Annotated in this window: 20 protein-coding genes, 1 tRNA gene and 1 pseudogene; 12 read left to right on the top strand and 10 right to left on the bottom strand. The window is 73.4% G+C overall.

The genetic code is table 11. The features are described from left to right. Window positions 1-2: 2 nt before the first annotated feature. From ACH414_RS11640 to ACH414_RS11620, 5 genes are all read right to left on the bottom strand, one after another. Entirely contained in the window at window positions 3-2,036 is a 2,034-nt protein-coding gene (locus ACH414_RS11640) for a copper resistance CopC/CopD family protein (protein WP_398941652.1), read from the bottom strand. A 22-nt stretch (window positions 2,037-2,058) separates the two neighbouring features. Then, window positions 2,059-2,526 carry a copper chaperone PCu(A)C gene (locus tag ACH414_RS11635; RefSeq protein ID WP_382538863.1) on the bottom strand — a complete coding sequence of 156 codons (468 nt, stop codon included), beginning with the start codon at window positions 2,524-2,526 and terminating at the stop codon, window positions 2,059-2,061. After that, window positions 2,523-3,242, bottom strand: a complete 720-nt coding sequence (locus ACH414_RS11630) for an SCO family protein (RefSeq protein ID WP_382538860.1) — start codon at window positions 3,240-3,242, stop codon at window positions 2,523-2,525. Before ACH414_RS11630 ends, ACH414_RS11635 begins: the two co-directional genes overlap by 4 nt. A 29-nt stretch (window positions 3,243-3,271) precedes the next feature. Next, the gene (locus tag ACH414_RS11625) at window positions 3,272-4,030 is read right to left on the bottom strand and encodes a YcnI family protein (RefSeq protein WP_382538857.1); all 759 of its coding nucleotides are present in this window, start codon (window positions 4,028-4,030) and stop codon (window positions 3,272-3,274) included. Window positions 4,031-4,142: 112 nt separating this feature from the next. Further along, window positions 4,143-4,949 carry a hypothetical protein gene (locus ACH414_RS11620; protein ID WP_382538855.1) on the bottom strand — a complete coding sequence of 269 codons (807 nt, stop codon included), beginning with the start codon at window positions 4,947-4,949 and terminating at the stop codon, window positions 4,143-4,145. A 219-nt stretch (window positions 4,950-5,168) separates the two neighbouring features. Between ACH414_RS11620 and ACH414_RS11615 the strand changes: the two genes are divergently transcribed. Continuing rightward, window positions 5,169-5,612: an ATP-binding protein gene (locus ACH414_RS11615; protein WP_382538852.1), complete on the top strand. Its 444-nt coding sequence runs from the start codon at window positions 5,169-5,171 to the stop codon at window positions 5,610-5,612. Between the two features lie 105 nt (window positions 5,613-5,717). Here ACH414_RS11615 and ACH414_RS11610 read toward each other — a convergent pair whose 3' ends face one another. Both ACH414_RS11610 and ACH414_RS11605 read right to left on the bottom strand, forming a co-directional pair. Continuing rightward, window positions 5,718-7,226 carry an aminopeptidase P family protein gene (locus tag ACH414_RS11610; RefSeq protein WP_382538849.1) on the bottom strand — a complete coding sequence of 503 codons (1,509 nt, stop codon included), beginning with the start codon at window positions 7,224-7,226 and terminating at the stop codon, window positions 5,718-5,720. A 105-nt stretch (window positions 7,227-7,331) separates the two neighbouring features. Continuing rightward, window positions 7,332-8,639: a PP2C family protein-serine/threonine phosphatase gene (locus ACH414_RS11605; RefSeq protein WP_382538845.1), complete on the bottom strand. Its 1,308-nt coding sequence runs from the start codon at window positions 8,637-8,639 to the stop codon at window positions 7,332-7,334. Between the two features lie 653 nt (window positions 8,640-9,292). On the opposite strand from ACH414_RS11605, the gene ACH414_RS11600 reads away from it, so the two are divergent. Then, window positions 9,293-10,033, top strand: coding sequence for a bifunctional DNA primase/polymerase (locus ACH414_RS11600; protein WP_382538842.1), 741 nt, complete (start codon window positions 9,293-9,295; stop codon window positions 10,031-10,033). Window positions 10,034-10,180: 147 nt separating this feature from the next. After that, window positions 10,181-10,801 (top strand): hypothetical protein, encoded by a 621-nt coding sequence (locus ACH414_RS11595; protein ID WP_382538839.1) that lies wholly within the window; start codon window positions 10,181-10,183, stop codon window positions 10,799-10,801. Window positions 10,802-11,001: 200 nt separating this feature from the next. Here ACH414_RS11595 and ACH414_RS11590 read toward each other — a convergent pair whose 3' ends face one another. The 3 genes from ACH414_RS11590 to ACH414_RS11580 form a co-directional block, all read right to left on the bottom strand. After that, the gene (locus ACH414_RS11590) at window positions 11,002-11,979 is read right to left on the bottom strand and encodes a DUF5926 family protein (protein ID WP_386563066.1); all 978 of its coding nucleotides are present in this window, start codon (window positions 11,977-11,979) and stop codon (window positions 11,002-11,004) included. A 280-nt stretch (window positions 11,980-12,259) separates the two neighbouring features. Further along, complete coding sequence (locus ACH414_RS11585; protein ID WP_382538833.1) at window positions 12,260-12,862, bottom strand: ATP-binding protein; 603 nt, start codon at window positions 12,860-12,862, stop codon at window positions 12,260-12,262. A 73-nt stretch (window positions 12,863-12,935) separates the two neighbouring features. Then, entirely contained in the window at window positions 12,936-13,757 is an 822-nt protein-coding gene (locus ACH414_RS11580; protein WP_382538830.1) for a glycerophosphodiester phosphodiesterase, read from the bottom strand. 145 nt (window positions 13,758-13,902) lie between these two features. On the opposite strand from ACH414_RS11580, the gene ACH414_RS11575 reads away from it, so the two are divergent. From ACH414_RS11575 to ACH414_RS11535, 9 genes and pseudogenes are all read left to right on the top strand, one after another. Then, the gene (locus ACH414_RS11575) at window positions 13,903-15,402 is read left to right on the top strand and encodes a S1C family serine protease (RefSeq protein ID WP_398941648.1); all 1,500 of its coding nucleotides are present in this window, start codon (window positions 13,903-13,905) and stop codon (window positions 15,400-15,402) included. Window positions 15,403-15,456: 54 nt separating this feature from the next. Further along, a tRNA-Ser gene (locus ACH414_RS11570) sits at window positions 15,457-15,541 on the top strand. Between the two features lie 375 nt (window positions 15,542-15,916). Next, entirely contained in the window at window positions 15,917-16,228 is a 312-nt protein-coding gene (locus tag ACH414_RS11565) for a hypothetical protein (RefSeq protein WP_382538795.1), read from the top strand. Between the two features lie 207 nt (window positions 16,229-16,435). Beyond that, window positions 16,436-17,608, top strand: coding sequence for an acyl-CoA dehydrogenase family protein (locus ACH414_RS11560; protein ID WP_382538792.1), 1,173 nt, complete (start codon window positions 16,436-16,438; stop codon window positions 17,606-17,608). Further along, window positions 17,605-18,561: a bifunctional MaoC family dehydratase N-terminal/OB-fold nucleic acid binding domain-containing protein gene (locus ACH414_RS11555; protein ID WP_398941646.1), complete on the top strand. Its 957-nt coding sequence runs from the start codon at window positions 17,605-17,607 to the stop codon at window positions 18,559-18,561. Before ACH414_RS11560 ends, ACH414_RS11555 begins: the two co-directional genes overlap by 4 nt. Before the next feature lies 1 nt (window position 18,562). Next, window positions 18,563-19,612, top strand: coding sequence for an acyl-CoA dehydrogenase family protein (locus ACH414_RS11550; RefSeq protein ID WP_382538786.1), 1,050 nt, complete (start codon window positions 18,563-18,565; stop codon window positions 19,610-19,612). A 5-nt stretch (window positions 19,613-19,617) separates the two neighbouring features. Further along, a pseudogene (locus ACH414_RS11545) lies at window positions 19,618-20,007 on the top strand (MaoC family dehydratase); the annotation flags it as partial. Between the two features lie 104 nt (window positions 20,008-20,111). Further along, window positions 20,112-21,278: a lipid-transfer protein gene (locus ACH414_RS11540; RefSeq protein ID WP_382538783.1), complete on the top strand. Its 1,167-nt coding sequence runs from the start codon at window positions 20,112-20,114 to the stop codon at window positions 21,276-21,278. 52 nt (window positions 21,279-21,330) lie between these two features. Beyond that, the gene (locus ACH414_RS11535) at window positions 21,331-22,485 is read left to right on the top strand and encodes a DUF1906 domain-containing protein (RefSeq protein WP_398941644.1); all 1,155 of its coding nucleotides are present in this window, start codon (window positions 21,331-21,333) and stop codon (window positions 22,483-22,485) included. Window positions 22,486-22,531 lie beyond the last annotated feature (46 nt).

Genomic DNA, 22,531 nt, shown 5'->3' with positions numbered 1-22,531 from the left:
AGTCAGCCGATCTTCACGTTCTTGTCGATGGTGGTCTGGTCGATCTCGGAGGTGCGCACGGTCACCTGCATCTGCCACTCCCCGGACATCGGGAGCTGGACGCCGGTGGCGGTCCAGTGCCCGGTCTGGACCCGGTCGGGCAGCACGGGCAGCGGGCCGATCTGCTTCGCCTTGAGGGTGAAGGAGACCTTCACCTCGGGCACGTCCAGGGCCCGGCCGTTGGGCCGCAGCACGAAGATGTGCAGCGCGTTGGCGCCGGTGCGGCCGGGGGAGAGGGTGAGCTGCACGGTGCCCTTGCCGTCCACGCCGCCGGTGTCGAAGGGCAGCCGGACGTCGATGGGGCGGTTGGGGACGGCGGCGGAACCGGAGGCCGCCTTGAGACGGCCCGCCTCCTCCTCCGTACGGGCCGGCTCGGTCGAGGTCAGCACGGTCGTCACGGCGAGGAGCACGACCGCGACGGCGGCCTCGGTCAGCACCGAACGGCGCAGCCCGGCCCGCTCGGGATCGGCGTCCCGCTCGCGCTTGCGCCGCGCGGTGGCGACGGCGGCCTGCTGCCGCGCGAGCTGCGCGGCGCGCTCGGGGTCGACGCCGTCGGAGCCGCCGCCCCCGTCGGCGTCAGCGCCCTCGTGGGAGCCGTCGGAGCCGCCGACCTCGTCCGAGGCAGCGCCCTCGTGGGAGCCGTCGGAGCCGCTGCCCACGTCGGCCCCGTCGGTGGCGTCAGAGCCGTCGGCGCCCCCGGAGGTCTCCGGAACGGCCGCCTCCGAGGACTCCGCGTCCCCGGACACCCGAGCCCCGTCCGCCAGTCGCCGCACCCACCGCCGTGACACCCAGGCGATGCCCACGAGCACGGCCACCAGGCCGATCTTCACCAGCAGCAGCTGCCCGTAGCGCGTGTCCGTCAGCGCCGACCAGGTGCCGACCTGCCGCCAGGACTGGTAGACCCCGGTGGCGGCGACCACGACGACGGCGCCGAAGGCCAGCTTCGAGTAGCGCTCGACCGCCGCCCGCTCCACCGAGGGCTCCCGGTACAACGCGACGAGCAGGGTGGTCAGGCCGCCGAGCCAGACGGCGACCGCGAGCAGGTGCAGGATGTCGACGGGCATGGCGACGCCCGGCTGCAGTCCGGTCGAGGCGTGCTCGGCGAGCGCCCAGGTGCCCGCGATGCCGGCCGCGACGACGGTGCCGCCGAGGGCGAGGCCGAAGGTCAGGTCCTTGTGCTCGTCCTCGTCGGTCCGCCGGGCGTACGCGCCGAACAGCACGGCCACGAACAGCGCCGCCGCACCCAGGAGCAGCAGCCGAGAGGAGAGCGCCGCCCCCGTCTTCGTCGCCAGGACGGCCTGCAGCCCGCCCAGGTCGAAGACGTCGGCGAGCTTCCCCGAGCCGGTGTACGGGGAGCGGAGCAGCAGCATCGCCAGGGTGGCGCCGGTCAGCGTGAGCCAGCCGCGGACCACCAGGCGCTGCACCGGGCGCACCCGGGCACCGCGCGGCCAGCAGGCCAGGACGAAGGCGCCGCCGCCGACGAGGACGACGAAGCCGGCGTACGAGAGGTAGCGCGCGATCCCGTACAGCGCGCCGACGATCCCGCCGCCCGCGGTCCGGTCGGGCAGGGCCACGGTGGTCGTGGAGGGGGCGCCGACGGAGAAGGTGAAGGCTCCGGCGACGGGGTGGCTGTCGGCGGAGACGGTCTGCCAGGCCACCGTGTAGGTGCCGTCGGGCAGTCCGGGCAGCAGCTCGACCCCGTACCGGACGATCGAGCCGGAGCACATGTCGCGGAGTTCGCCGGTGTCGACCCGCTTCCCCGACGGGTCGAGGACCCTGATCGAGTCGCTGCTCATGGCGACCTGCTCGGAGAAGGTGAGGTTGACGTCCTTGGGGGCGGTGGCGACCACCGCCCCGTCCTGCGGGTCGCTGCCGGTCAGGGCCGCGTGCGCGGACGCGGGGCCCGCGGTGGCGAGCAGCGCACCGAAGAGCGCGGCCACGACGAGCAGCAGCCGGGCGAAGGCCGGAAGCCCGAGGCGCGGGGCGGTGGTTGTCATCGTCCTGACTCCCTCAAGTAGCTCAGTGCTGCTTCGGGTCGTGGTTCGGCGCCTCGACGGGAAGGTCGACCTTGATGGGGTCGGACTTCTCGAAGTGGAGCTCGATGCTCACCTTCTCGCCCTGCTTCGGCTGCTTCTTCAGCTCCATGAACATGAGGTGGTTGCCACCGCGTTCGAGCTTGAGCTCGCCGTTCGCCGGGATGTCGAAGGCCTTCACCTGCTGCATCTTCTGGTTCTTCGTCTCGTGCATCGTGACGTCGTCCGAGAGACCGCTGGTGACGGAGGTGAGCTTGTCGGCGACGTCGCCGCCGTTGGTGATGGTGAGGAAACCGCCGGCCATGTCCATCACCGGCTGCGGCATGAACGCGCCGCTCACCTCGAGCTCCGGGGCGTCGGAGGACGAGGACCCCGAGGCGGACGAGCAGGCCGTCAGCGCGAGCGCGGCGCAGAGCGCGACGGCGGCGGACAGGGCGGTGGTGCGGCGGGTCACGGGTTCTCCCCCTTGATGAGCTTCGGCAGGTCCTTGGCGTAGTCGTCGGCGCTGGTGTTCTCGCCGTACAGGACGTAGCCCTGGTCGGTCGTCGGCGAGAACGCGATGACCTGCGCTCCGTGCATGGAGACGACGGAGCCGTCCTTCTCCTTCTTCGCCGGGTCGATGCCGATGCCGATCGAGCGGGCGCCCGCCTGGATCGTCTTGAAGTCGCCGGTGAGGCCGACGAAGGACGGGTCGCCGGCGGCCGGCAGCCACTTGCCCAGCTCGGCCGCGGTGTCCCGCTCGGGGTCGGTGGTGACGAAGACGACCTGGAGCTTGTCCTGGTCCGCCTTGGGGAGCTGCTTGCGGGCGATGGCGATGTTGCTCATCGTCAGCGGGCAGACGTCGGGGCAGTGGGTGTAGCCGAAGTACACGAGCGTCGGCTTGCCCTTGGTCGCCGCGCGCAGGTCGTACTTCTCGCCCTTGGTGTCGGTGAGGACGAGGTCGGGCTTGGTGAACGGCCGGTCGAGGACGGTGGCGGCCTTGTCGTTGTCGGTGCCGCCGGAGACCTCGGCGACCGCGCCGCCCTTGGTGCCGGGCGCGGTGTCGTCGCCGCCGAGGCCGACGGCGGCCGTGATCCCGAGGGCCGCGACGATTGCCACCGCGGCGGCGATCAGCGGGGCACGGCGGCCGGGGCGGCCGCCGTCCTGGTCAGCTGTCTTCTTGTCGGACATGGTGTTTCTTTCGGGAGAGGGAACGGCCGTCAGGCCGAGCGGCGGCGTCCGGCGAGGACACCGAAGGCGATGCCGGCGAGACCCACGAGGATGCCGACGACGCCGAGCACCCGGGCCGCGTTGTCGGTGGAACCGGCGGCCTCCTCGTGGCCCTTGTCGTCGTGGTCGGCGGCCTTCTCGTCGTGCTCGGCCTTGTCGTCGTCGGCCGGGGTCGCGCCGCCGCCGTGGTGGTCGTCGGTCGCCGCGGACAGCTTCAGCACGGGGGCGGGGTTCTCGGGCTCCGGCGCGCCGTCCTTGGGCTCCTCGATCCAGCGCACGACCTCGTTGTTGTCGTAGGTCTGGATGGCCTTGAGGACGAGCTTGTCGGTGTCCTCGGGCAGCTGGCCGAGCGAGAGCGGGAACTGCTGGAACTGGCCGGGGCCGATCTTCGAGCCGTCCGCGGTCCAGGTGACCTTGGCGACGGCCTCGTTGATCTTCTTGCCGTGCAGCTCCAGCGGCTTGGCGAGCTTGGCCTTGGTGACCTCGACCTTCCAGCCGGGGACCGGCTGCGGCATCACGGAGGCCAGCGGGTGGTCGGTGGGGAAGTTGACCTCGACCTTCACGGTGGAGGCGTTGTCCCGCTCGTTCGGCACCTTCACGTTCACGGTCGCGTAGCCGCCCTTGGCGGCCGTGCCCTGCGGCTGCACGCCGACGTGCGCGGAGGCGGTGCCGGACAGCAGCAGCACGGAGGAGAGGGCGGCACCGCCGGCGAGGACGGCGCGGGTGAGGTGGGTACGGGAGACGCTCATGGCAGAAGACACTCCAGCTCGGAGAAGAGGTCGGATGCGGACGACGTGACACGTCGTCGGGTCGTCCGCGCGCGCGGACGACCGCGGATCCGCTCCCTGCGAGCGGTCCGCGTCAGGCTGCGAGGACGCAGTCGGCGGCCGGCGGGCCGCGCCTGATCACGGTGTGCTGGAGCGCCTCGGCCACCGGCGGCGGCGAGGAGTCGAAGGCGGTACGCGCGGGCCCGCGCGGTCCGGTGGCGGGAGCCCCCGGCAGTCCGGCGAGCAGGGCGCGTACGAGGAAGAGCGCGGCGCGCAGGGAGCGCACGAGCGCGCACTCGGCGAGCTCGGCGGCGCCCTGGGCGGAGAGCCGGACCAGCCGGCCGATCGCGAGGTCGCCGCGGCGCAGCAGCCAGCCGGTGGCCAGCGCGGCCAGCAGATGGCCGAGCAGCATGGGCAGGCTCGGCAGCAGTGCGGCGGCCTGGACGGCGGTCGTCGTCCCCCCGGTCATGCCGGCCATGCCGGTCATGCCCGCCATGTGGCCGTGCCCGGCGGCGACGGGGGCGAGCCCCGCGTCGGTGACGATCCGGGCCGCGTCGGCCGGGCTCAGGGCGGCGCCGCCCTGGCCGCAGACGAGCTTGGCGGCCATCCGGACGAGGGCCTGGTCGGCCTCGGAGCCCAGGGTGAGCCGGCGCTGGCCGAGCCCGAACAGGGCGTGCAGACCGAGCTGGCCGGCGGCCAGCGCGCCGACGATGGCGGGCAGCGAGCGCTCGCGACCGGTGAAGAGCACCGTGATCCCGAAGACGCCGAGGAAGCCGGCGGCCATCGACCACAGCGCGATCCCCGCGCACGCGGCCAGCGCGTGGCCGGTCGCGGACAGCACGACACAGACCGCGGTGAACACCGCGGCCCTCAGCATGCGTGGCGCGAGCGGGGCAGACATGGCGGCCCCATCATCGCACCAGCCCCACCCCCTCCATACGGCAGGTCCGGAAGGTCGCCCTTGGGGGTCTTCGCGGCGACATACACCGGGGTGCGGTGCGCGTGCATCCGCCGAACGGGCGCTCTCCGGGCGGCTCGGGGCTTATGGACCACGCCGTACGGCAATACGTATCGGTATGTCGTGCCGCAGCATGTCGAGCCGCAGCCAGGAGGCTGGAGCATGAGCATCTGGTGGTCCCTGCATCTGCGGCGCGAGGCTGCGAGCGTGCCGCTCGCCCGGCGGCTGCTGCTCGGCACGATGGAGACCGCGGGCGTCGACCCGGACGTGTCGTACGAGCTGTCCGTGGCCCTGACCGAGGCCTGTGCCAACGCCGTCGAGCACGGGGGCACCCCCGGCCCGGGCGAGGCCTCGGAGGCGTACCGGGTCACCGCCTATCTCGACGGCGAGACCTGCCGCATCGAGGTGGCCGACTCCGGGCCCGGCTTCACCCCGCTCCCCGAGCGCCCGAGGGCGGCGGCCGACGCCGAGAACGGGCGCGGCCTGCGGCTGATCGAGGAGCTCGCCGACCACGTGCACTTCGGGCGCACGGGTCGGGGCGGCGCGCTGGTCAGCTTCGACAAGATCGTCAAATGGCGCCCGGACGCCCCGCTCGCGCTGACGTAGACGTGGCCGCGGCCGTAGGCGTGGCCGTGGACCCGGGCGTACACGAAGGGCCCCGCCGACACGGAGTCGGCGGGGCCCTTCGCGGGTGCCTCGGGCGGGTACGGATCAGCCCTTCAGGCCGGCCATCCACGCCTCGACCTCGTCGGACCGGCGCGGCAGCGCGGCCGAGAGGTTCCGGTTGCCGTCCTCGGTGACGAGGATGTCGTCCTCGATCCGGACGCCGATGCCCCGGTACTCCTCCGGCACGGTCAGGTCGTCGGCCTGGAAGTAGAGCCCCGGCTCCACGGTCAGGCACATGCCCGGCTCCAGGGTGCAGTCGACGTACGTCTCGGTGCGCGCGGCGGCGCAGTCGTGGACGTCCATGCCGAGCATGTGGCCGGTGCCGTGCAGGGTCCAGCGGCGCTGGAGGCCCAGCTCCAGGACGCGCTCGGCCGGGCCCTCGACGAGACCCCACTCGACCAGCTTCTCGGCCAGCACGCGCTGGGAGGCGTCGTGGAAGTCGCGGTAGGCGGCGCCCGGCTTCACCGCGGCGATGCCCGCCTCCTGCGCCTCGTAGACCGCGTCGTAGATCTTGCGCTGGATCTCGGTGTACCGGCCGTTGATCGGCAGGGTGCGGGTGACGTCGGCGGTGTAGAGCTCGGTGGTCTCCACGCCGGCGTCGAGCAGCAGCAGGTCGCCGGAGCGGACCGGGCCGTCGTTGCGGACCCAGTGCAGGGTGCAGGCGTGCGGGCCGGCGGCGCAGATGGAGCCGTAGCCGACGTCGTTGCCCTCGACCCGGGCGCGCAGGAAGAAGGTGCCCTCGATGTAGCGCTCGCTGGTCGCCTCGGCCTTGTCGAGGACCTTGACGACGTCCTCGAAGCCGCGGGCGGTGGAGTCGCAGGCCTTCTGGAGCTCGGCGACCTCGAACGCGTCCTTCACGAGGCGGGCCTCGGAGAGGTAGACGCGCAGCTCCTCGTCGCGCTCGGCGGTGACCTTGTCGACCAGGGCGGCCTCGATGCCGGCGTCGTGGCCGCGCACGTTGCGGACCGGGCCGGTGGCCTCCTTGAGCGCGTCGGCCAGCTGCCGGACGTCCTTCGCCGGGATGCCGAGCAGCCGCTCCGCCTCGGTGAGGGAGTGGCGGCGGCCGACCCACAGCTCGCCCATGCCGTCCAGCCAGAACTCGCCGTTCTCGCGGTCGGAGCGGGGCAGCAGGTAGATCGTGGCCTGGTGGCCGTCCTCGACCGGCTCGAGGACCAGGACGCCGTCGTGGGTCTGGTCGCCGGTGAGGTACGCGTACTCGGTGGAGGCGCGGAAGCTGTACTCGGTGTCGTTGGACCGGGTCTTCAGGTTGCCGGCCGGGATCACCAGGCGCTCGCCGGGGAAGCGGGCGGACAGCGCGGCACGGCGGGCGGCCGTGTGGGCGGCCTGGGGGATCGGGGCCAGGTCGTGCAGCTCCGTGTCGGCCCAGCCGGACCGCATGTTCTCGGCGAGCTCGTCGGAGACGCCCGGGTACAGGCCGTTCTTCCGCTGCTTGATCGCCTGCTCTTCGGACTCCTCCGGGGTCTCCGGGTTGCCCGGCGTGAGCTCATCCGCCACGGGTCTGCCTCCTCTGGTACGACACTGAACCCTCCCCATCGTACGGTCGTGCGGAAGGGGGCCCAGAGGCGGAAGACCCATTACCGGTGGGTCACGACGGTGGCGGTTCTCACGTGGAGCGCCCCGCGGACGCCGGTGCGCATCTCACTCGAAACGGGCGGCGAGCACCACCACGTCCTCGCCGTCGGCGGCCGGACCGTCGAGACCCTCGGGCAGCACGGTGCGCAGGACGTGGTCGGCGACGGCGCCCGGGTCCGAGCGGTCCGCCTTCGGTACGCCCGCGGCGGCGGCGTGCAGCCGGGCGAAGGCGCGGTCCATGGGGTCGCCGGTGCGGCGGAGCAGCCCGTCCGTGTACAGCAGCACCGTTTCTCCGGGCTGCGGCGAGAGCTCCACGCTCGGCGCCTCCCAGCAGGCCAGCATGCCCAGCGGGGCGGAGAGCGAGGTCTCGACGTACTCGGTGCGCTGCTCGCCGATGACCAGCGGCGGGGTGTGGCCGGCCCCGGCCAGCACGATCCGGCGGGCGGCCGGCTCGCAGAAGGCGAAGAGCGCGGTCGCCGAGCGGGCGGGCTCGGTCAGCCGGAGCAGCAGCTCCAGGTCGGAGAGGACCGCGACCGGGTCCTCGCCCTCCATCACGGCGTACGCGCGCAGCGAGGCGCGCAGACGTCCCATCGCGGCCAGTGCGCTCGGCCCGCTGCCGGTGACCGAGCCGACGGCCAGGCCGAGGGCGCCTTCCGGCAGCGGCAGCGCGTCGTACCAGTCGCCGCCGCCCCGGGGGCCGGTGCGGTGGCGGGCGGCGAGCTGGACGCCGGGGACCCGGGGGAGGCGGCTGGGCAGCAGCTCCTCGGCGATGGTGGCGACCCGGGTGCGGGCGCGCTCGACCTCCAGGAGCCGGGCGAGGTGCTCGGTGGCGAACCGGCCGTAGAGCTGGACGAGGTGGCGCTGGCGTTCGGCGGGCTCGGCCGGCTCGTCGTAGAGCCAGACGACGGCGCCGAGTCTGCCGGCCTGCTCGGTGGCCAGCGGCAGCGCGTAGCTGGCGGCGTAGCCGAGGCGGGCGGCGACCTCGCGGTGGCGCGGGTCGAGGTCCGCCTCGTCGCGCAGGTCGGGGATGGCGACGGGGCGGGGCAGCGAGCCCTCGGGCAGCGGGTCGAGGCCGTCGAGGATGCGTCCGTAGGAGGTGACGCTGCGCGGCACGGTCTCGATGGTGCCGAGGTCGGCGTGGGCGAGGCCGAGGCCGACGGTGGCGACCGGGCCGAGGCCGTCGGCGGGTTCGAGCACGGCCATGCCGCGGCGGGCGCCCACGAGGGCGGCTCCGGCGCGCAGCAGCTCGTGCAGGGCGTCGTCGAGGGAGCCGGTCCTGATCAGGGACTCGGTGAGTTCGTGGAGGAGGGTGAGGTCCGAGACCCAGCCGGCGAGGCGGTCCTGGAGGGGGCCGTCGGTCGGGACCGGCGCCATGGCGGCGGGCGCACCGAGCGGAGGAACGGCCGCAGTGTGCGGGGGTGGAGGAACCGTGGAATCGATTCCGGCCACTTTCGGCGCACGTGGCGTACTCATGGCACGCGGCTTTCCGACCTGCGCGTTTCATGCAATAGCATCGCAAACCCCCAAGTCATTCTGCGCCACTATCCATCGATCCACATCTACACGCACATGTAGATCGATGTCCAGCATTGTCACCATGGGACTTGTGGTGTCCGTGAGATACGGCGAGAGGGTTGAAGACTAGGGGAAGTTGGCTGAAAATTACCCCCGGTGTGCACCATTTGCGGTCGACTGGCGTCGTTTGAAAGCGCGTCATTTCGAGCGTGACGGGTACGTAATCGGTGACGGGCAGGGGCAGTTGGAGACGCCCCTGAATACGGACGCGGAACCCGAGCGTCCTCATCACCGCAGGCCGCACCCTCTACCCCGAGTGGCGGGAACGTCTTCCGCCAGGACCGGCCGGCAGCGGCGACTGCCGAGCCTGGATGCAGCTCGTACGCGCTGAGATGCACCTTGAGATGCACAGTGATACGCACGGTGAAGAGATCCGCACGTGGCGTGACGGCAGTGTGACGCCTACGTGGTGTGATGTGGATTCGGCGTTCAACGGAAAGGAACGAGCGCTCATGCGCGAGATCCTCGGAAGGCGACGCAGGCTCCGGTTCCGGCGCAAGAGGCGCGAGGAGCGCGCGGAGCGCGAGACGCAGGTCGTCGCACAGCTCGACGCGGCGCTGTTGTGCGCCACCGAATGGGACTGGCCCGTGCTGCCCGGCGTGGGACTGCGGGCCGCGAGGCCGCGGGGAGTGGGGGCGCGCGCCCTGCTGGGCGCGCCCGCCGCCGTGGCGTGCGCCTGCCCCGACCCCCAGTGCGTCGTTCCCGGTGCGCACCCCTTCGACCCCGGGCTGCTCGCGGCCACCACCGACGCGCGCATGATCCGCTGGTGGTGGAGCGGCCGGCCGGACGCGCCGGTCCTGCTGGCCACCGGCGGCCGGGCCCCGTGCGCGGTGAGCCTGCCGGCCGTCGCTGGCGCCCGCGCCCTCGCCGCGCTGGACGCGCTGGGGATGCGGCTCGGCCCGGTCGTCGCCTCGCCCACCCGGTGGGCGATCCTCGTCGCCCCGTACAGCCTCGAACGGCTCGGGGAACTGCTCTACACGAAGGACAGCGTGCCCAGTTCGCTGCGCTTCCATGGAGAGGGCGGCTATCTACCGCTGCCGCCCTCGACCACCGGGACCGGACAGGTCCGCTGGGAACGCGCGCCGCTGGCGGGATCGGCGCGGCCGTGGCTGCCGGACGTGGAGGCGGTCGTGGACGCACTGGTCGAGGCGAGCACGAGCCTGCCCGGCGGCGGCAGCAAGCTCGCGTACTGACGGGTGCCCCAGGGGGCGCGTTCGTTCACCCGAACGGGTGTGGCGCACCCCGGCATCCAGGGGAAACGGCGCGCGGCACGCCGCACGCGCGCCGGCCGCCGCTATCTTCGCCCCAGGGGACGTTCCGAAGGAGCAGGTGGCTGCGGCATGGGGCAGATGAGTCCGGCGAAGCTCCGTGCGATCGGGCTCGGGACGGCAGTGGCGATCGCCGTACTGGTGCCGATCGCGGCGACGGCGGGTCCTTCCGGCGGCGCATCCGCTCCGGCCGGGAAGGATCGGGCCGCCGCCGGTCGGACCACCACCGCTTCCGGTGGCGACGACGCGAAGCCGGAGGGGCTCCTCGCGGAGCTCGGGCTGGCACCCGGGCGTCCCGCCCCGGCCGCTGCCGCCGCCCCCGGCGCTCCCGCCGCGCTCCCTTCCGCCACACGGTGCGGACCCGAACTCGCCTCGCCCGACGGGGTCGAGGCGCAGACCTGTGTGGTGACCGAGGACGCCGGCATCCGGGCGCGTACGTACTACCGCAACGCCACCGGGCAGGAACTCGACGCCGTGCTCACCCTGATGGCCCCCGAGGGCCGCACCGTGCAGGTGCGCTGCGCGGTCGCGGCACAGGACGAACCGGGTACGTGCGAGACCCCGAGGGAGCCGCTCAAGGGGGGCCCCGAGGGCTATTCGGCGGTCTCGGAATTCGCCGGTGCGGGGGAGGGTGACAGCACTCCGCTGCTGCTGCGCTCGGGGAGCAACGCGGCCGGACCGGACGGTAGTTGAACCGTCCGCGGGCATGAGAAGGCCCGATCGCTGGCGACGGGGGATGCACCAGCGACCGGGCTTCTAGAACGGTAACAAGAGATCTGCCGTTCGCAAATTCGATCTCGGTTATTCGGACAGGGATTTAGGCCGCCGAACGAGGTCCTGTGGCGGAAGTCACCGACTGGTCGGTCTGGCCGTCACGGATACCGCCTGGGGTATCAGCTGAGCGTGACCTGACGGTTGGTGAGACCGCCGCGCGCCCGCCGCTCCTCGATGGTGAGCGGGGCGTCCGAGGCGAGCGCCTCGGCGAGCCGCTCGGCGAACTCGGCGGCCGGCTTCTCGCACTCCTCGGCCGTCATGGCGGTCGGCAGGTCCCACACCGGCACCATCAGACCGTGCGCGCGGAAGGAGCCGACGAGGCGGGTGTCCGGGCCGAGCGAGGTGCTGCCGGCGGCCTGGAGCCGGGCCAGCGCGTCGAGCAGCTTCTCCTCGGGGTGCGGCATGACCCAGCGCAGGTGGTTCTTGTCCGGGGTCTCGCACCAGTAGGCCGCGTCCACGCCGGTCAGCTTGACCGTGGGGATCGCGGCGGCGTTGGCGCGCTCCAGGGAGGCCGCGACCTCCGGGCTCGAATTGTCCGAGGACTCGGGGATCCAGAATTCGAATCCGGAGTGCACGACCGGCGCGAAATCGCCCTCGGGGTCGAGCAGGTCCTGGAGGCGCGGACCCTCGGGCGTCACGCGGCGGGGCTCGACCGGCGTGCCGGGCTCGGCCTCCAGGGCGCGCTGCAGGGTGTCGGCGAGGTCGCGGGCGAGGTCGCCGGAGGACGAGTCGTTCTGCAGCGCGAGCAGCACGGAGCCGTCGTCGCGGCGCAGCGCCGGCCAGGCCATCGGCAGCACGGTCGCCAGGGTCACCGACGGGACGCCCTCGGGCAGTCCGCCCTTGAGGGTGAGCGGCACGGTGGCGGCGGGCACCAGCTCGCGCAGCGCGACCCAGTCGCACTCGCCCGGCAGGCCCTCGAAGGGACGCTGGACGAGCTCGGTCACGGCGTGCGCCGCGGCCCGTCCGTGACACGCCTTGTAGCGGCGGCCCGAGCCACAGGGGCACGGCTCGCGCGCACCGACGACCGGGATCTCCCCGCTCGTGACCTGTGCCTGGCCGGCCTTGCCGGGCTTCGTCTGGGGGCGCTTCTTGGCCATGGTGTGGCTTTCTCCCGATCGCGCGGTGCTGTGTCGGGCGCGAGCCTAGCCGTACGGGATCCCGCATGCCGGGATCCCGCTGCCACCGGAAGCCGTCCGGGCCGGGTGCGGAGCCGGACCGCGGCCGGTACGGGGCGGCATCCGGACGGTCGCGCCGACCCGGACCGACAGGTCCGAGACGTCGTCCGGAGGGCTCCTCCCCAAGACGGGCCCGGTGCGGTGCTCCCGGGGCCGAGGGGCCTCGCGAGCCGCTGGAGGTCAGGCCGCGAGCGGCCCGGCCTCACTCCAACTCGTCGTAGGCGTCGAGGAAGTCGAGCCCCGAGCCGCCGCCGACCCGCGCCGCGAAGTCCTCGCGGCGATGGCCCTGGGTGACGACCGCCCAGACCGTGACCTCACCGGTCGCACTGTCCCGTACGCCCCAGTCCTGGGCGAGCGCGCTGATGATGTTCAGCCCACGGCCGCCGCGCGCGGTGACCGAGGGCGTGGCGGGAACGGGGCGGGTCGGACCACCGCCGTCCGTCACCTCGACCGTCAGGCCGCCGGATCCGTCGATGCTCCAGGCCGCCCGCACGTCGCCGTCGCCCACGTCCGCCCGGCCCAGCGGCCTGCCGTGCCGATACGCGTTGCTCAGCAGTTCGGAAAGGATCAGTACCGCGTCGTCGACGACCGTTTCGGACATCCCGCTGCGGTGCAACTGCTCCCGCATCCGGTGTCGCGCCTCACCCACGCCCGCAGGGCCATGGGGTACGGCCATGCTCGACGACGTGGGCACCTCCTGTGCCACCACCAACGCCACCCCCGAGACCTCCTTTGCCCCACGCCACGGTGTGGATGCCCCAATGGCCTGGACCGGAAACCGGCCAGACCAGGTCCGGTGACGCACTCGTGACGATCGCGTACGTCCCGAACGCGCCGGTGTACACCCCCGACCCCTGAGGCGGGTGGGACACAGGGGGTTAAAGGCGACCCAACTGGGACAGCACCCGCTTCGGGCTGTTGGTGATGATCGCGTCCACGCCGAGCCGCTCGCACAGCTCCACGTCCTCGGGCTCGTCCACGGTCCACACGTGCACCTGGTGCCCGGCCTTCTGCAGGCGCAGGATCACGGCGGGGTGGTGGCGGACGATCCGGATCGAGGGCCCGGCGATCCGCGCGCCCGCGGGCAGCCGCCCGTCGCGCAGGCGCGGGGTGACGAACTGCGCGAGGGAGACGGTGGGCAGGGTCGGTGCGGCGGCCGCGATGCGGTGCAGGGAGCGGGCCGAGAAGCTCATGACGCGCACGGGGGACTCCTCGGGCGCGGCGGGCTCGGCGAGACCGAAGCGGTCGAGGAGCTTGAGCAGCTTGTCCTCGACCTGCCCCGCCCAGCGGGTGGGGTGCTTGGTCTCGATGGCGAGCTCGACCCGCCGCCCGGCGTCGGAGACCAGCTCCAGGAGGCGCTCCAGGGTGAGCACGGAGGTGGCGCCGGGGTCGCCCCAGTCGGGGCTCTCGCCGGCCTCCTCGCGTCCCTTCCAGGTGCCGAAGTCGAGGGCGGCCAGGTCGGCGAGCTCCAGGGCGGAGACGGCGCCGCGGCCGTTGGAGGTGCGGTTGACCCGCCGGTCGTGGACGCAGACGAGGTGGCCGTCGGCGGTCAGCCGTACGTCGCACTCCAGGGCGTCGGCCCCGTCCTCGATGGCCTTCACATAGGCGGCCAGCGTGTGTTCCGGGGCGTCCTCGGAGGCCCCGCGGTGGGCGACCACCTGGATGGGGAGGCGGTTCGGTTGCTGCGGTGCGTGGGTCACCGCGTCATGGTAAGGGTGTGTCTGATATGCACCTATATAAAGAGTGGGGTGCGGACACACAGCTCCGGCTTACAGTGGCCTGACGCCCGGTGGGAAAAGCTGATTGCAGCACCACCACATCCGTGCAGTGAACGAGGAGAGAGCTGTGAGCACCGAGAACGAGGGCACGGCGGTTCCGGCGGACCAGAGTGCCCCGTCCGTCCCTCCCGCCCCTCCCGCCCCGCCCGCGACCCCTCCGACGCCGGCCGCCCCGACGGAAACGCCCGCCACGGCCCAGGAGCCGACCCCGGCCGAGGCCCCGGCTCCGACCCAGGCCCCGGCTCCGACCCAGGCCCCGGCTCCGTCCCAGGCCCACGCTCCCGCGGCCCCCTCCCCCGAGCCCACTCCGGCCCACGCCCCGGCCGCCCCGGCCCACGCCCAGACCCCCGTCCCCGCCCCCGCGGCGGCCGGTGGCTGGCCGCCCCCGCCGCCCGTGACCCCGGCCTGGGGCGCACCCGTCCCGCCCGCCCCGGAGGCCCCGCGCAAGCGCACCGGCGGTCTGGTGGCGGCCGTCCTCGTCGCGGCCCTGGTCGCCGGCGGCGTCGGCGGCGGCGTCGGCTACTGGGCGGCGTCGCAGCGCGACGACGACCCGACCAGCTCGACCACGATCTCCTCGGGCGACTCCCCCGCCTCCTTCAAGCGCGACCCCGGCACGGTCGCCGCCGTGGCCGCGAAGGCGCTGCCGAGCGTCGTGACGATCCAGGCGAAGTCCGGCGGCACCGACGGCGAGGGCGGCACGGGCACCGGCTTCGTCTACGACAAGGAAGGCCACATCGTCACCAACAACCACGTGGTGGCCTCGGCTGCGGACGGCGGCACGCTCTCCGTGACCTTCTCCAACGGCAAGTCGTACGACGCGGAGGTCGTCGGCCGCGCCGAGGGCTACGACGTGGCCGTGATCAAGCTGAAGAACGCCCCGTCGAACCTGACGCCGCTGGCGCTGGGCGACTCCGACAAGGTGGCGGTCGGCGACTCGACCATCGCGATCGGCGCGCCCTTCGGCCTGTCCAACACGGTCACCACGGGCATCATCAGCGCCAAGAACCGTCCGGTCGCCTCGGGCGACGGCGGCAGCGGCAAGAACTCGTACATGAGCGCCCTGCAGACCGACGCCTCGATCAACCCGGGCAACTCGGGCGGCCCGCTGCTCGACGCGAGCGGCGCCGTGATCGGCATCAACTCCGCGATCCAGTCCACCGGGAGCGGCTACGGCCAGTCGCAGGCGGGTTCGATCGGCCTCGGCTTCGCGATCCCGGTCAACCAGGCCAAGAACGTGGCCGAGCAGCTGATCAAGACCGGCAAGCCGGTCTACCCGGTGATCGGCGCGACGGTGAACATGCAGGACCAGGGCGAGGGCGCGGCCATCGCCGAACAGGGCACCGGCGGCACCCCCTCGGTCACCCCGAACGGCCCCGCGGCCAAGGCGGGCCTGAAGCCGGGCGACGTGATCGTCGCCTTCGACGACCACAAGATCGACAGCGGCCCGACCCTCATCAGCGAGATCTGGACCCACAAGCCCGGCGACACGGTCAAGATCACCTACGAGCGCAACGGAAAGACCGCCACCGCCACGGTCACCCTCGGCGAGCGCACGGGCGACAGCTGACCCTTTCCCGTCCCGGTAGGCTGTAGCTCGCTTCGCCCTCGCGGGCGGGGCGAGGGTGGGTTGCCCGAGCGGCCTAAGGGAACGGTCTTGAAAACCGTCGTGGCGCGAGTCACCGTGGGTTCAAATCCCACACCCACCGCGGCTTCGACGAACGGCCCCCGACCGGCAGTGACCGGTCGGGGGCCGTCGGCGTTTCGGGCAGACCGGTGGATTGGCCGAAAAGCTGCCGAAACGCTTCACCCCTTGGGAGGGCCGGGCTCCCTCGTCCCGTCGGTGGCTCCGTGGGGGTGAGCTGCGGCTTTGCCGTGGTCGGGTGGGTTTATCGACTTGTCCTCACGCTTGAGGGGGAATCGGGCGCTAGGGGGTGGTTCGCCGGGGATTCGGTGGGCAACTCTGGTCTCGCGACGTCGAGCACGAAACGACCGAGGCGGTCGGCCAACCGCCTTGGAAACAGGAGCAGTCAGCACACGCACGTGCTGCACCATCCAGAGCTTCAGTTCCCGGAGGAACAGACATGGCAAGCATCCGTAACGCCCGCGTCATCGCCGTTGTCGCCGCCCTGCCCCTCGCCGCCGCGCTCTTCACCGGGGTGGCCCAGGCCGACAACGGAGGATTCGCGGACAACGGATCGAACACGAGCGTCGCCACGATCATCGGCAGCGGTGTGGGTGGCAACAACCTGGGCAACTCCACCACGACGCAGCAGGTGGCGACCGGTTCGGGTGCCTCCAACCAGAACAACACCGCGAGTGTGAACGGCTCCGCCTTCACCCACATCGACCAGTCCAACACCAATGCGGTGGTCAACTTCTATCCGTGGTGGTGACCGGCCCGACGGGGGGGCAGTCCGCGGGGTGAACGACGGCCTGCGCGACGGTGCTTCGGCACCCGAGCGCGGGCCGTCTCGCGTTGCGGTGCGGCGCCGAACGGCGGTGGGGCAGCCCGTGGCCGCCGTGACCTTGACAGCCGTGCCAAATCTGACGGACAGTCAGAAACCTCAGGTGGAAGTCCTGTCCGACGAGAGGCCGTCGCCGTGCACCTCGCCCCGACCGAACGGCAGCTGCGGCTGCGTGCCGAACTCCGCGCGTACTTCCGCGACGTGATGCCCGAGGGCCCCCCGCCCGCCGCCGACACCGCCGCACAGCGCCGGCTGCTGCGCCGTATCGGCGGCGACGGCATGCTGGGGCTCGGCTGGCCCGAGGAGTACGGCGGCCAGGGTCGCGGCCCCGACGAGCAGTTCGTCTTCTTCGACGAGGCCTACCGGGCCGGCGCCCCGGTCTCGATGGTCACGCTCAACACCGTCGGCCCGACCCTGATGAAGTACGGCACCGAAGAGCAGAAGGCGTACTTCCTGCCGCGCATCCTGCGCGGCGAGACCGTCTTCGCGATCGGCTACAGCGAGCCCGAGGCCGGCACCGACCTGGCCTCCCTGCGCACCCGGGCCGTACGCGACGGGGACACCTGGCTGATCGACGGGCAGAAGGTCTTCACCTCGAACGCCCAGAACGCCGACTGGATCTGGCTCGCCTGCCGCACCGACCCCGACCCGGAAACGCCCCGGCACCGGGGCATCTCGATCGTCCTCGTTCCCACGGACGCGCCCGGCTTCTCCTGGACGCCGATCGAGACCGTCGGGGGGCTGACCACCACGGCCACCTACTACGACTCCATCCGTGTCCCGGCCGGCAACCTCGTCGGGCCCGAGAACGGCGGCTGGGGTCTCATCACCAACCAGCTCAACCACGAGCGGGTCGCACTCGCCGCGATCGGCATGCAGGCCGAGGACTTCTTCGCGGCGGCGCTCGACCACGCCCGTACCCCCGACCCGGTGACGGGAGCGCGCCGGATCGACGAGCCGTGGGTCCGGATCAGGGCCGCCGAGGCCCACGCCCGGCTGGCCGCGACCCGCCTGTTGAACTGGCGCCTGGTGGGCGAGGTGGGGGCCGGGGCGCTGGCCCCGGGGGACGCGAGCGGCGTGAAGTTCGCGGGCACCGAGTCGGCGGTCGAGGTGTACCGCATGTGCCAGGAGATCACGGGCGGCGCCGGGCTGGTCAGGGCGGGATCGCCGGGCGCGTTCGACGGCGGCGAGCTGGAGCGGATGAACCGGGCCGCCCAGATCAACACCTTCGGCGGAGGGGTGAGCGAGGTGCAGCGCGAGATCGTCGCCACGATGCGGCTCGGCATGAAGGGGAGGGGACGGCGATGAGCGACCCGCAGGGCGAGGACCCGCACGACGCGCTCTACGAGCGGCTCAAGGCGTACGAAGGGCGCCCGGCGGCGGTCGGAGGCACCGGCAAGGACCCCGTCAACGAGCCCATGATCCGGCACTGGTGCGAGGCGATGGGCGACACCAGCCCTGCCTACCGCGGTCCCGACGCCGTCGCGCCGCCCACCATGCTCCAGGCCTGGACCATGGGCGGGCTCTCCGGCCACACCGACCGTTCCGGGGCGTACGACGAGCTGTCGGCCCTCCTCGACCGGTCCGGGTACACCTCGGTCGTCGCCACCGACTGCGAGCAGGAGTACCTGCGGCCCCTGCGGCCCGGTGACGCGATCACCTTCGACGCCGTCATCGAGTCCGTCTCGCCGCGCAAGACCACCAAGCTGGGCACCGGCCACTTCGTCACGACCCGCATGGACGTGCGCGCCGCCGGCGAGCTCGCCGGCACCCACCGCTTCCGCATCCTCAAGTACGCGCCCGCCGCGCGCGAGGCGGAAGCCGCGCCCGCCGCGCGCGAGGCGAAGGCGGCGCCCAGGCCCCGCCGTCCCCGCCCCGTCGTCAACCGCGACAACGCCGGCTTCTGGGAGGGCGTCGCCGGGCACCGGCTGCTCGTCCAGCGGTGCGCCGGCTGCGCGACGCTCCGCTTCCCCTGGCTGCCCGGCTGCAACGCCTGCGGCTCGCCGCGCTGGGACACCGTCGAGGCGAGCGGCGAGGGCACCGTCTACTCGTACGTGGTGATGCACCACCCGCCCTTCCCCGCCTTCGACCCTCCCTACGCGGTCGGTCTGATCGAACTGGCCGAGGGCGTGCGGATGGTCAGCAACGTCATCGGGGTGCCGTACGACAAGGTGCGGATCGGGATGCCGGTCCGGCTGGAGTTCCTGAGGGTGGACGACGAGCTCGAACTGCCCGTCTTCCGGGCCGGAGACGAGGACTGACATGGACTTCACGCCCACCGAGGAGCAGCAGGCCGCCCGGGACCTCGCCGCGCGGATCTACGGCGACCTCGCCACCCACGAACGGCTCACGGCCACCGGCACCGGAGTCGACGCCGAGCTGTGGAAGGCCCTGTGCGCCGCCGGACTGCCCGGCGCCGTCGAGGAGACCGGACTCCTCGGACTCGTCCTGCTCGCCGAGGAGCAGGGCCGCACGACCGCGCAGGTCCCCTTCACCGCGAGCTGTGTGTACGGGCTGCTCGCCGTCGCCCGGCACGGCACCGAGGAGCAGCGCGCCCGGCTGCTGCCCGGCTTCCGGGACGGCACGGCGGTGGCGACCGGCGCCTTCCCCGCCCTGCCGGGGGCCGGGGCGGTACGGGCGGACGCCGACGGCCGGCTCACCGGCACCGTCGAGCGGGTGCCCTGGCTGCGGGACGCCACCCATGTCCTCGTCCCGGACGAGGAGCGGGCGCTGTGGCTGGTGCGCACGGCGGACGCCGGGCCGGTCGAGGCCGTCGAGCTCACCGCGCCCTGGTCGGCCGGCCGGCTCGCCCTCGACGGGACGCCGGGCGAGCGGCTCGGGACGGCGGCGGGCAGCCGCCCGTACGACGACGTCCTCGCCGCCGCCAGGATCGCCTTCGCCGGGCTCCAGGCCGGTGTCTGCGCCGGGTCGCTGGCCCGGGCCGTCGCGTACACCTCGCAGCGGGAGCAGTTCGGGCGGCCGCTCTCCTCCCACCAGGCGGTGCAGCTGCGCGCCGCCGACGCCCACATGGACACCGAGTCCATCCGGGTCACCGCCTACGAGGCGGCCTGGCGCCTCGACCGGGACCTGCCCGCCGCCGAGCACGCCCTGACGGCGGCCTGGTGGGCCTCCGAGGCGGGCAAGCGGGTGGTGCACGCGGGCCAGCATCTGCACGGCGGACTCGGCGCCGACCTCGACCACCCCGTGCACCGGCACTTCCTGTGGGGGCGGCAGCTGGACGCGTATCTGGGCTGCGGCACCGAACTCCTCGCCGAACTGGGCGATCTGCTCGCGAAGGGAGCGGCCTCATGACCGCCGTGCAGGCCGGGGACGAGCTGGCGCCGCTCGTCGTCCCGATCACCCGCACCCTGATCGTCGCCGGGGCCGTGGCCTCCCGCGACTACCAGGACGTGCACCACGACGCCGAGCTCGCCAGACAGAAGGGCTCCCCGGACATCTTCATGAACATCCTCACCACCAACGGCCTGGTGGGGCGGTACATCACCGACCGCTTCGGCCCCGGGGCCGTGCTCCGCAAGGTCGCCATCCGGCTCGGCGCGCCCAACTACCCGGGAGACACGATGACGCTGACCGGCACGGTCACGGAGGTCGAAGGCCCCCTCGTCCGGGTCCGGGTGGTGGGCGCCAACGGTCTGGGCCACCACGTCACCGGCACGGTCACCGTGGAGCTGCCGGGGACCGGGGCTGAGGCCGGGGCAGGGACCGGCACGGAGGCGGAGGCGGAGGCGGGGACCGGGACCGGAACCGGGACGGCGACGATCACGGCGTCGGCGTCGGGGGCGGGGGAGCGATGAGCGTCCGCAGCCGGGACACGCTCGGCGGCCGGGCCGCCATCGCCGGGATCGGGGCCACCGAGTTCTCCAAGGACTCGGGCCGCAGCGAGCTCACCCTCGCCGTGGAGGCCGTGCACGCGGCGCTCGACGACGCCGGGCTCACCCCCGCCGACGTCGACGGTCTGGTCACCTTCACCATGGACACCAGCCCCGAGATCACCGTCGCCCAGGCGGCCGGCATCGGCGAGCTGTCCTTCTTCTCGCGCGTGCACTACGGCGGCGGCGCCGCCTGCGGCACCGTCCAGCAGGCCGCCCTGGCCGTCGCCGCGGGCGTCGCCGACGTCGTCGTCTGCTACCGGGCCTTCAACGAGCGCTCGGGGCGCCGCTTCGGCTCCGGGGTGCAGCAGCGCGAGCCGTCCGCGGAGGGCGCCGCGCTCGGCTGGCAGCTGCCGTTCGGGCTGCTCACCCCCGCCTCCTGGGTCGCCATGACCGCCCAGCGCTACCTCCACGCGTACGGGCTGACGCCGGAGGCCTTCGGCCACGTCGCCGTCACCGACCGGCGGCACGCGGCCCGCAACCCCGCCGCGTACTTCCACGGCAAGCCGATCACCCTGGAGGACCACGCCGCCTCCCGCTGGATCGCCGAGCCGCTCCGCCTCCTCGACTGCTGCCAGGAGACCGACGGCGGCCAGGCCCTCGTCGTCACCTCCGTCGAGCGCGCCCGCGACCTGCGCCGGCCGCCCGCGGTGATCGTGGCCGCGGCCCAGGGCGCCGGGCGCAACCAGGAGGCGATGACGAGCTTCTACCGGGACGACCTGACGGGGCTTCCGGAGATGGGAGTGGTGGCCCGTCAGCTGTGGCGGAGCTCGGGTCTCGGGCCCGACGACATCGACGTGGGCATCCTCTACGACCACTTCACGCCGTTCGTGCTGATGCAGCTGGAGGAGTTCGGCTTCTGCGGCCCGGGCGAGGCCGCCGGCTTCGTGGCGGCGGACGCGCTGCCGCTGAACACCCACGGGGGCCAACTGGGGGAGGCGTATCTGCACGGCATGAACGGGATCGCGGAGGCGGTCCGGCAGATGCGGGGCACCTCCGTCAACCAGGTCCCCGGGGCGGCCAGGACCCTGGTGACCGCGGGCACCGGGGTTCCCACGTCCGGGTTGATCCTGGGCACGGACGGCTGAGGCGACGGCCCCAGCGGTGGCCGCGCGGGGCGCGGCGCTCTTCACTCGCGCCATGGACGCCATGGACGCACCGAAGCCGATCGCCCCGCCCGCCCGCCGCCGCATCCGCACCGCACCGGCCGCCGTCGCCCTGCTGGCCGCCTCCGCCCTCCTCGCCGGCCCGGCGGGGGCCACCGCCCACGGGACGCCCGGGCGCGGGACCCCGGGGCACGGGACGGCGGCCCACGGCACCCGCCCGCACGACACGCACGGCACCCGCCCGCACGACACGCACGGCACCCGGGCGCACGGGACCCCCGCGTACGGCAACCGGGCGCACAGACCCCCCGCGTACGGCACCCCGGCGCACGGACCCCTCGCGGTCAGGGCCGCCCATCCCGCCCCCGGCGCCCCCGCGGCAGCTCCCCACGCCCCTCACGCCCCTCACGCCCCCGAGGCCGTCTCCGCCCCTGCGGCAGTCTCCGCCCCCGCGGCCGGCTCCGCCGCCCCCCGTCACTTCTCCGGCCGTGCCTTCGACACCTGCGAGGCCCCCTCGCTCGCCGTCATGCGGGCCTGGCGGGACTCTCCCTACGGGGCGGTCGGGGTGTACGTCGGCGGGCGTGGGCGCGGGTGTCCCGCCCAGCGGAACCTGACGCCGGGCTGGGTCGACTCCGTGCACGCCCTCGGCTGGCGGCTGCTGCCGCTCTACGTCGGCTCGCAGGCCCCGTGCGTGATCGCCGAGGCCAAGCGGCGGTACGCCATCGGCCGCACCCCCTGGCGGCAGGGCACCGGCGAGGCCGCGGACGCGGTGCGGGCCGCCCGGGCCCTCGGGATCGACGCGGCCAGCCCGCTGTACCTCGACATGGAGGCGTACCGGAGCGGCGACGCCGCCTGTGCCGCGACCACCCTGAACTTCGTGCGGGCGTGGAGCAGGGAGGTCCGGCGCCTCGGCTACGTGCCCGGCTTCTACAGCAGCGCCGAGACGGGCGTGCGGCACATGGAGCGGGAGCGGCGGGCGGGCACGAAGGACCTGCCGTCGGTGATGTGGTTCGCGCGCTGGCGCGGTGGGCCCGCGCTCGACACGGAGTCGGTGCTGCACCCGCTGGCCTGGCAGCCGCACGCCCGGATCCACCAGTACGCGGGGAACGTCGCCGAGACCTACGGCGGCCGGCGCCTGGTGATCGACCGCAACGCCGTCGACGCGCCCGTCGCCCGCATCCGACCCTGAGCCGGGCACACCCGGGCTCCACCTGAAGGAGGTCCGGCAGGCCCCA

This window comes from Streptomyces sp. NPDC020422 (assembly GCF_044386705.1).
Lineage (GTDB): Bacteria > Actinomycetota > Actinomycetes > Streptomycetales > Streptomycetaceae > Streptomyces.
Note: the sequence above shows the minus strand (reverse complement) of the source record. Positions and strands in the feature narration are given on the sequence as shown.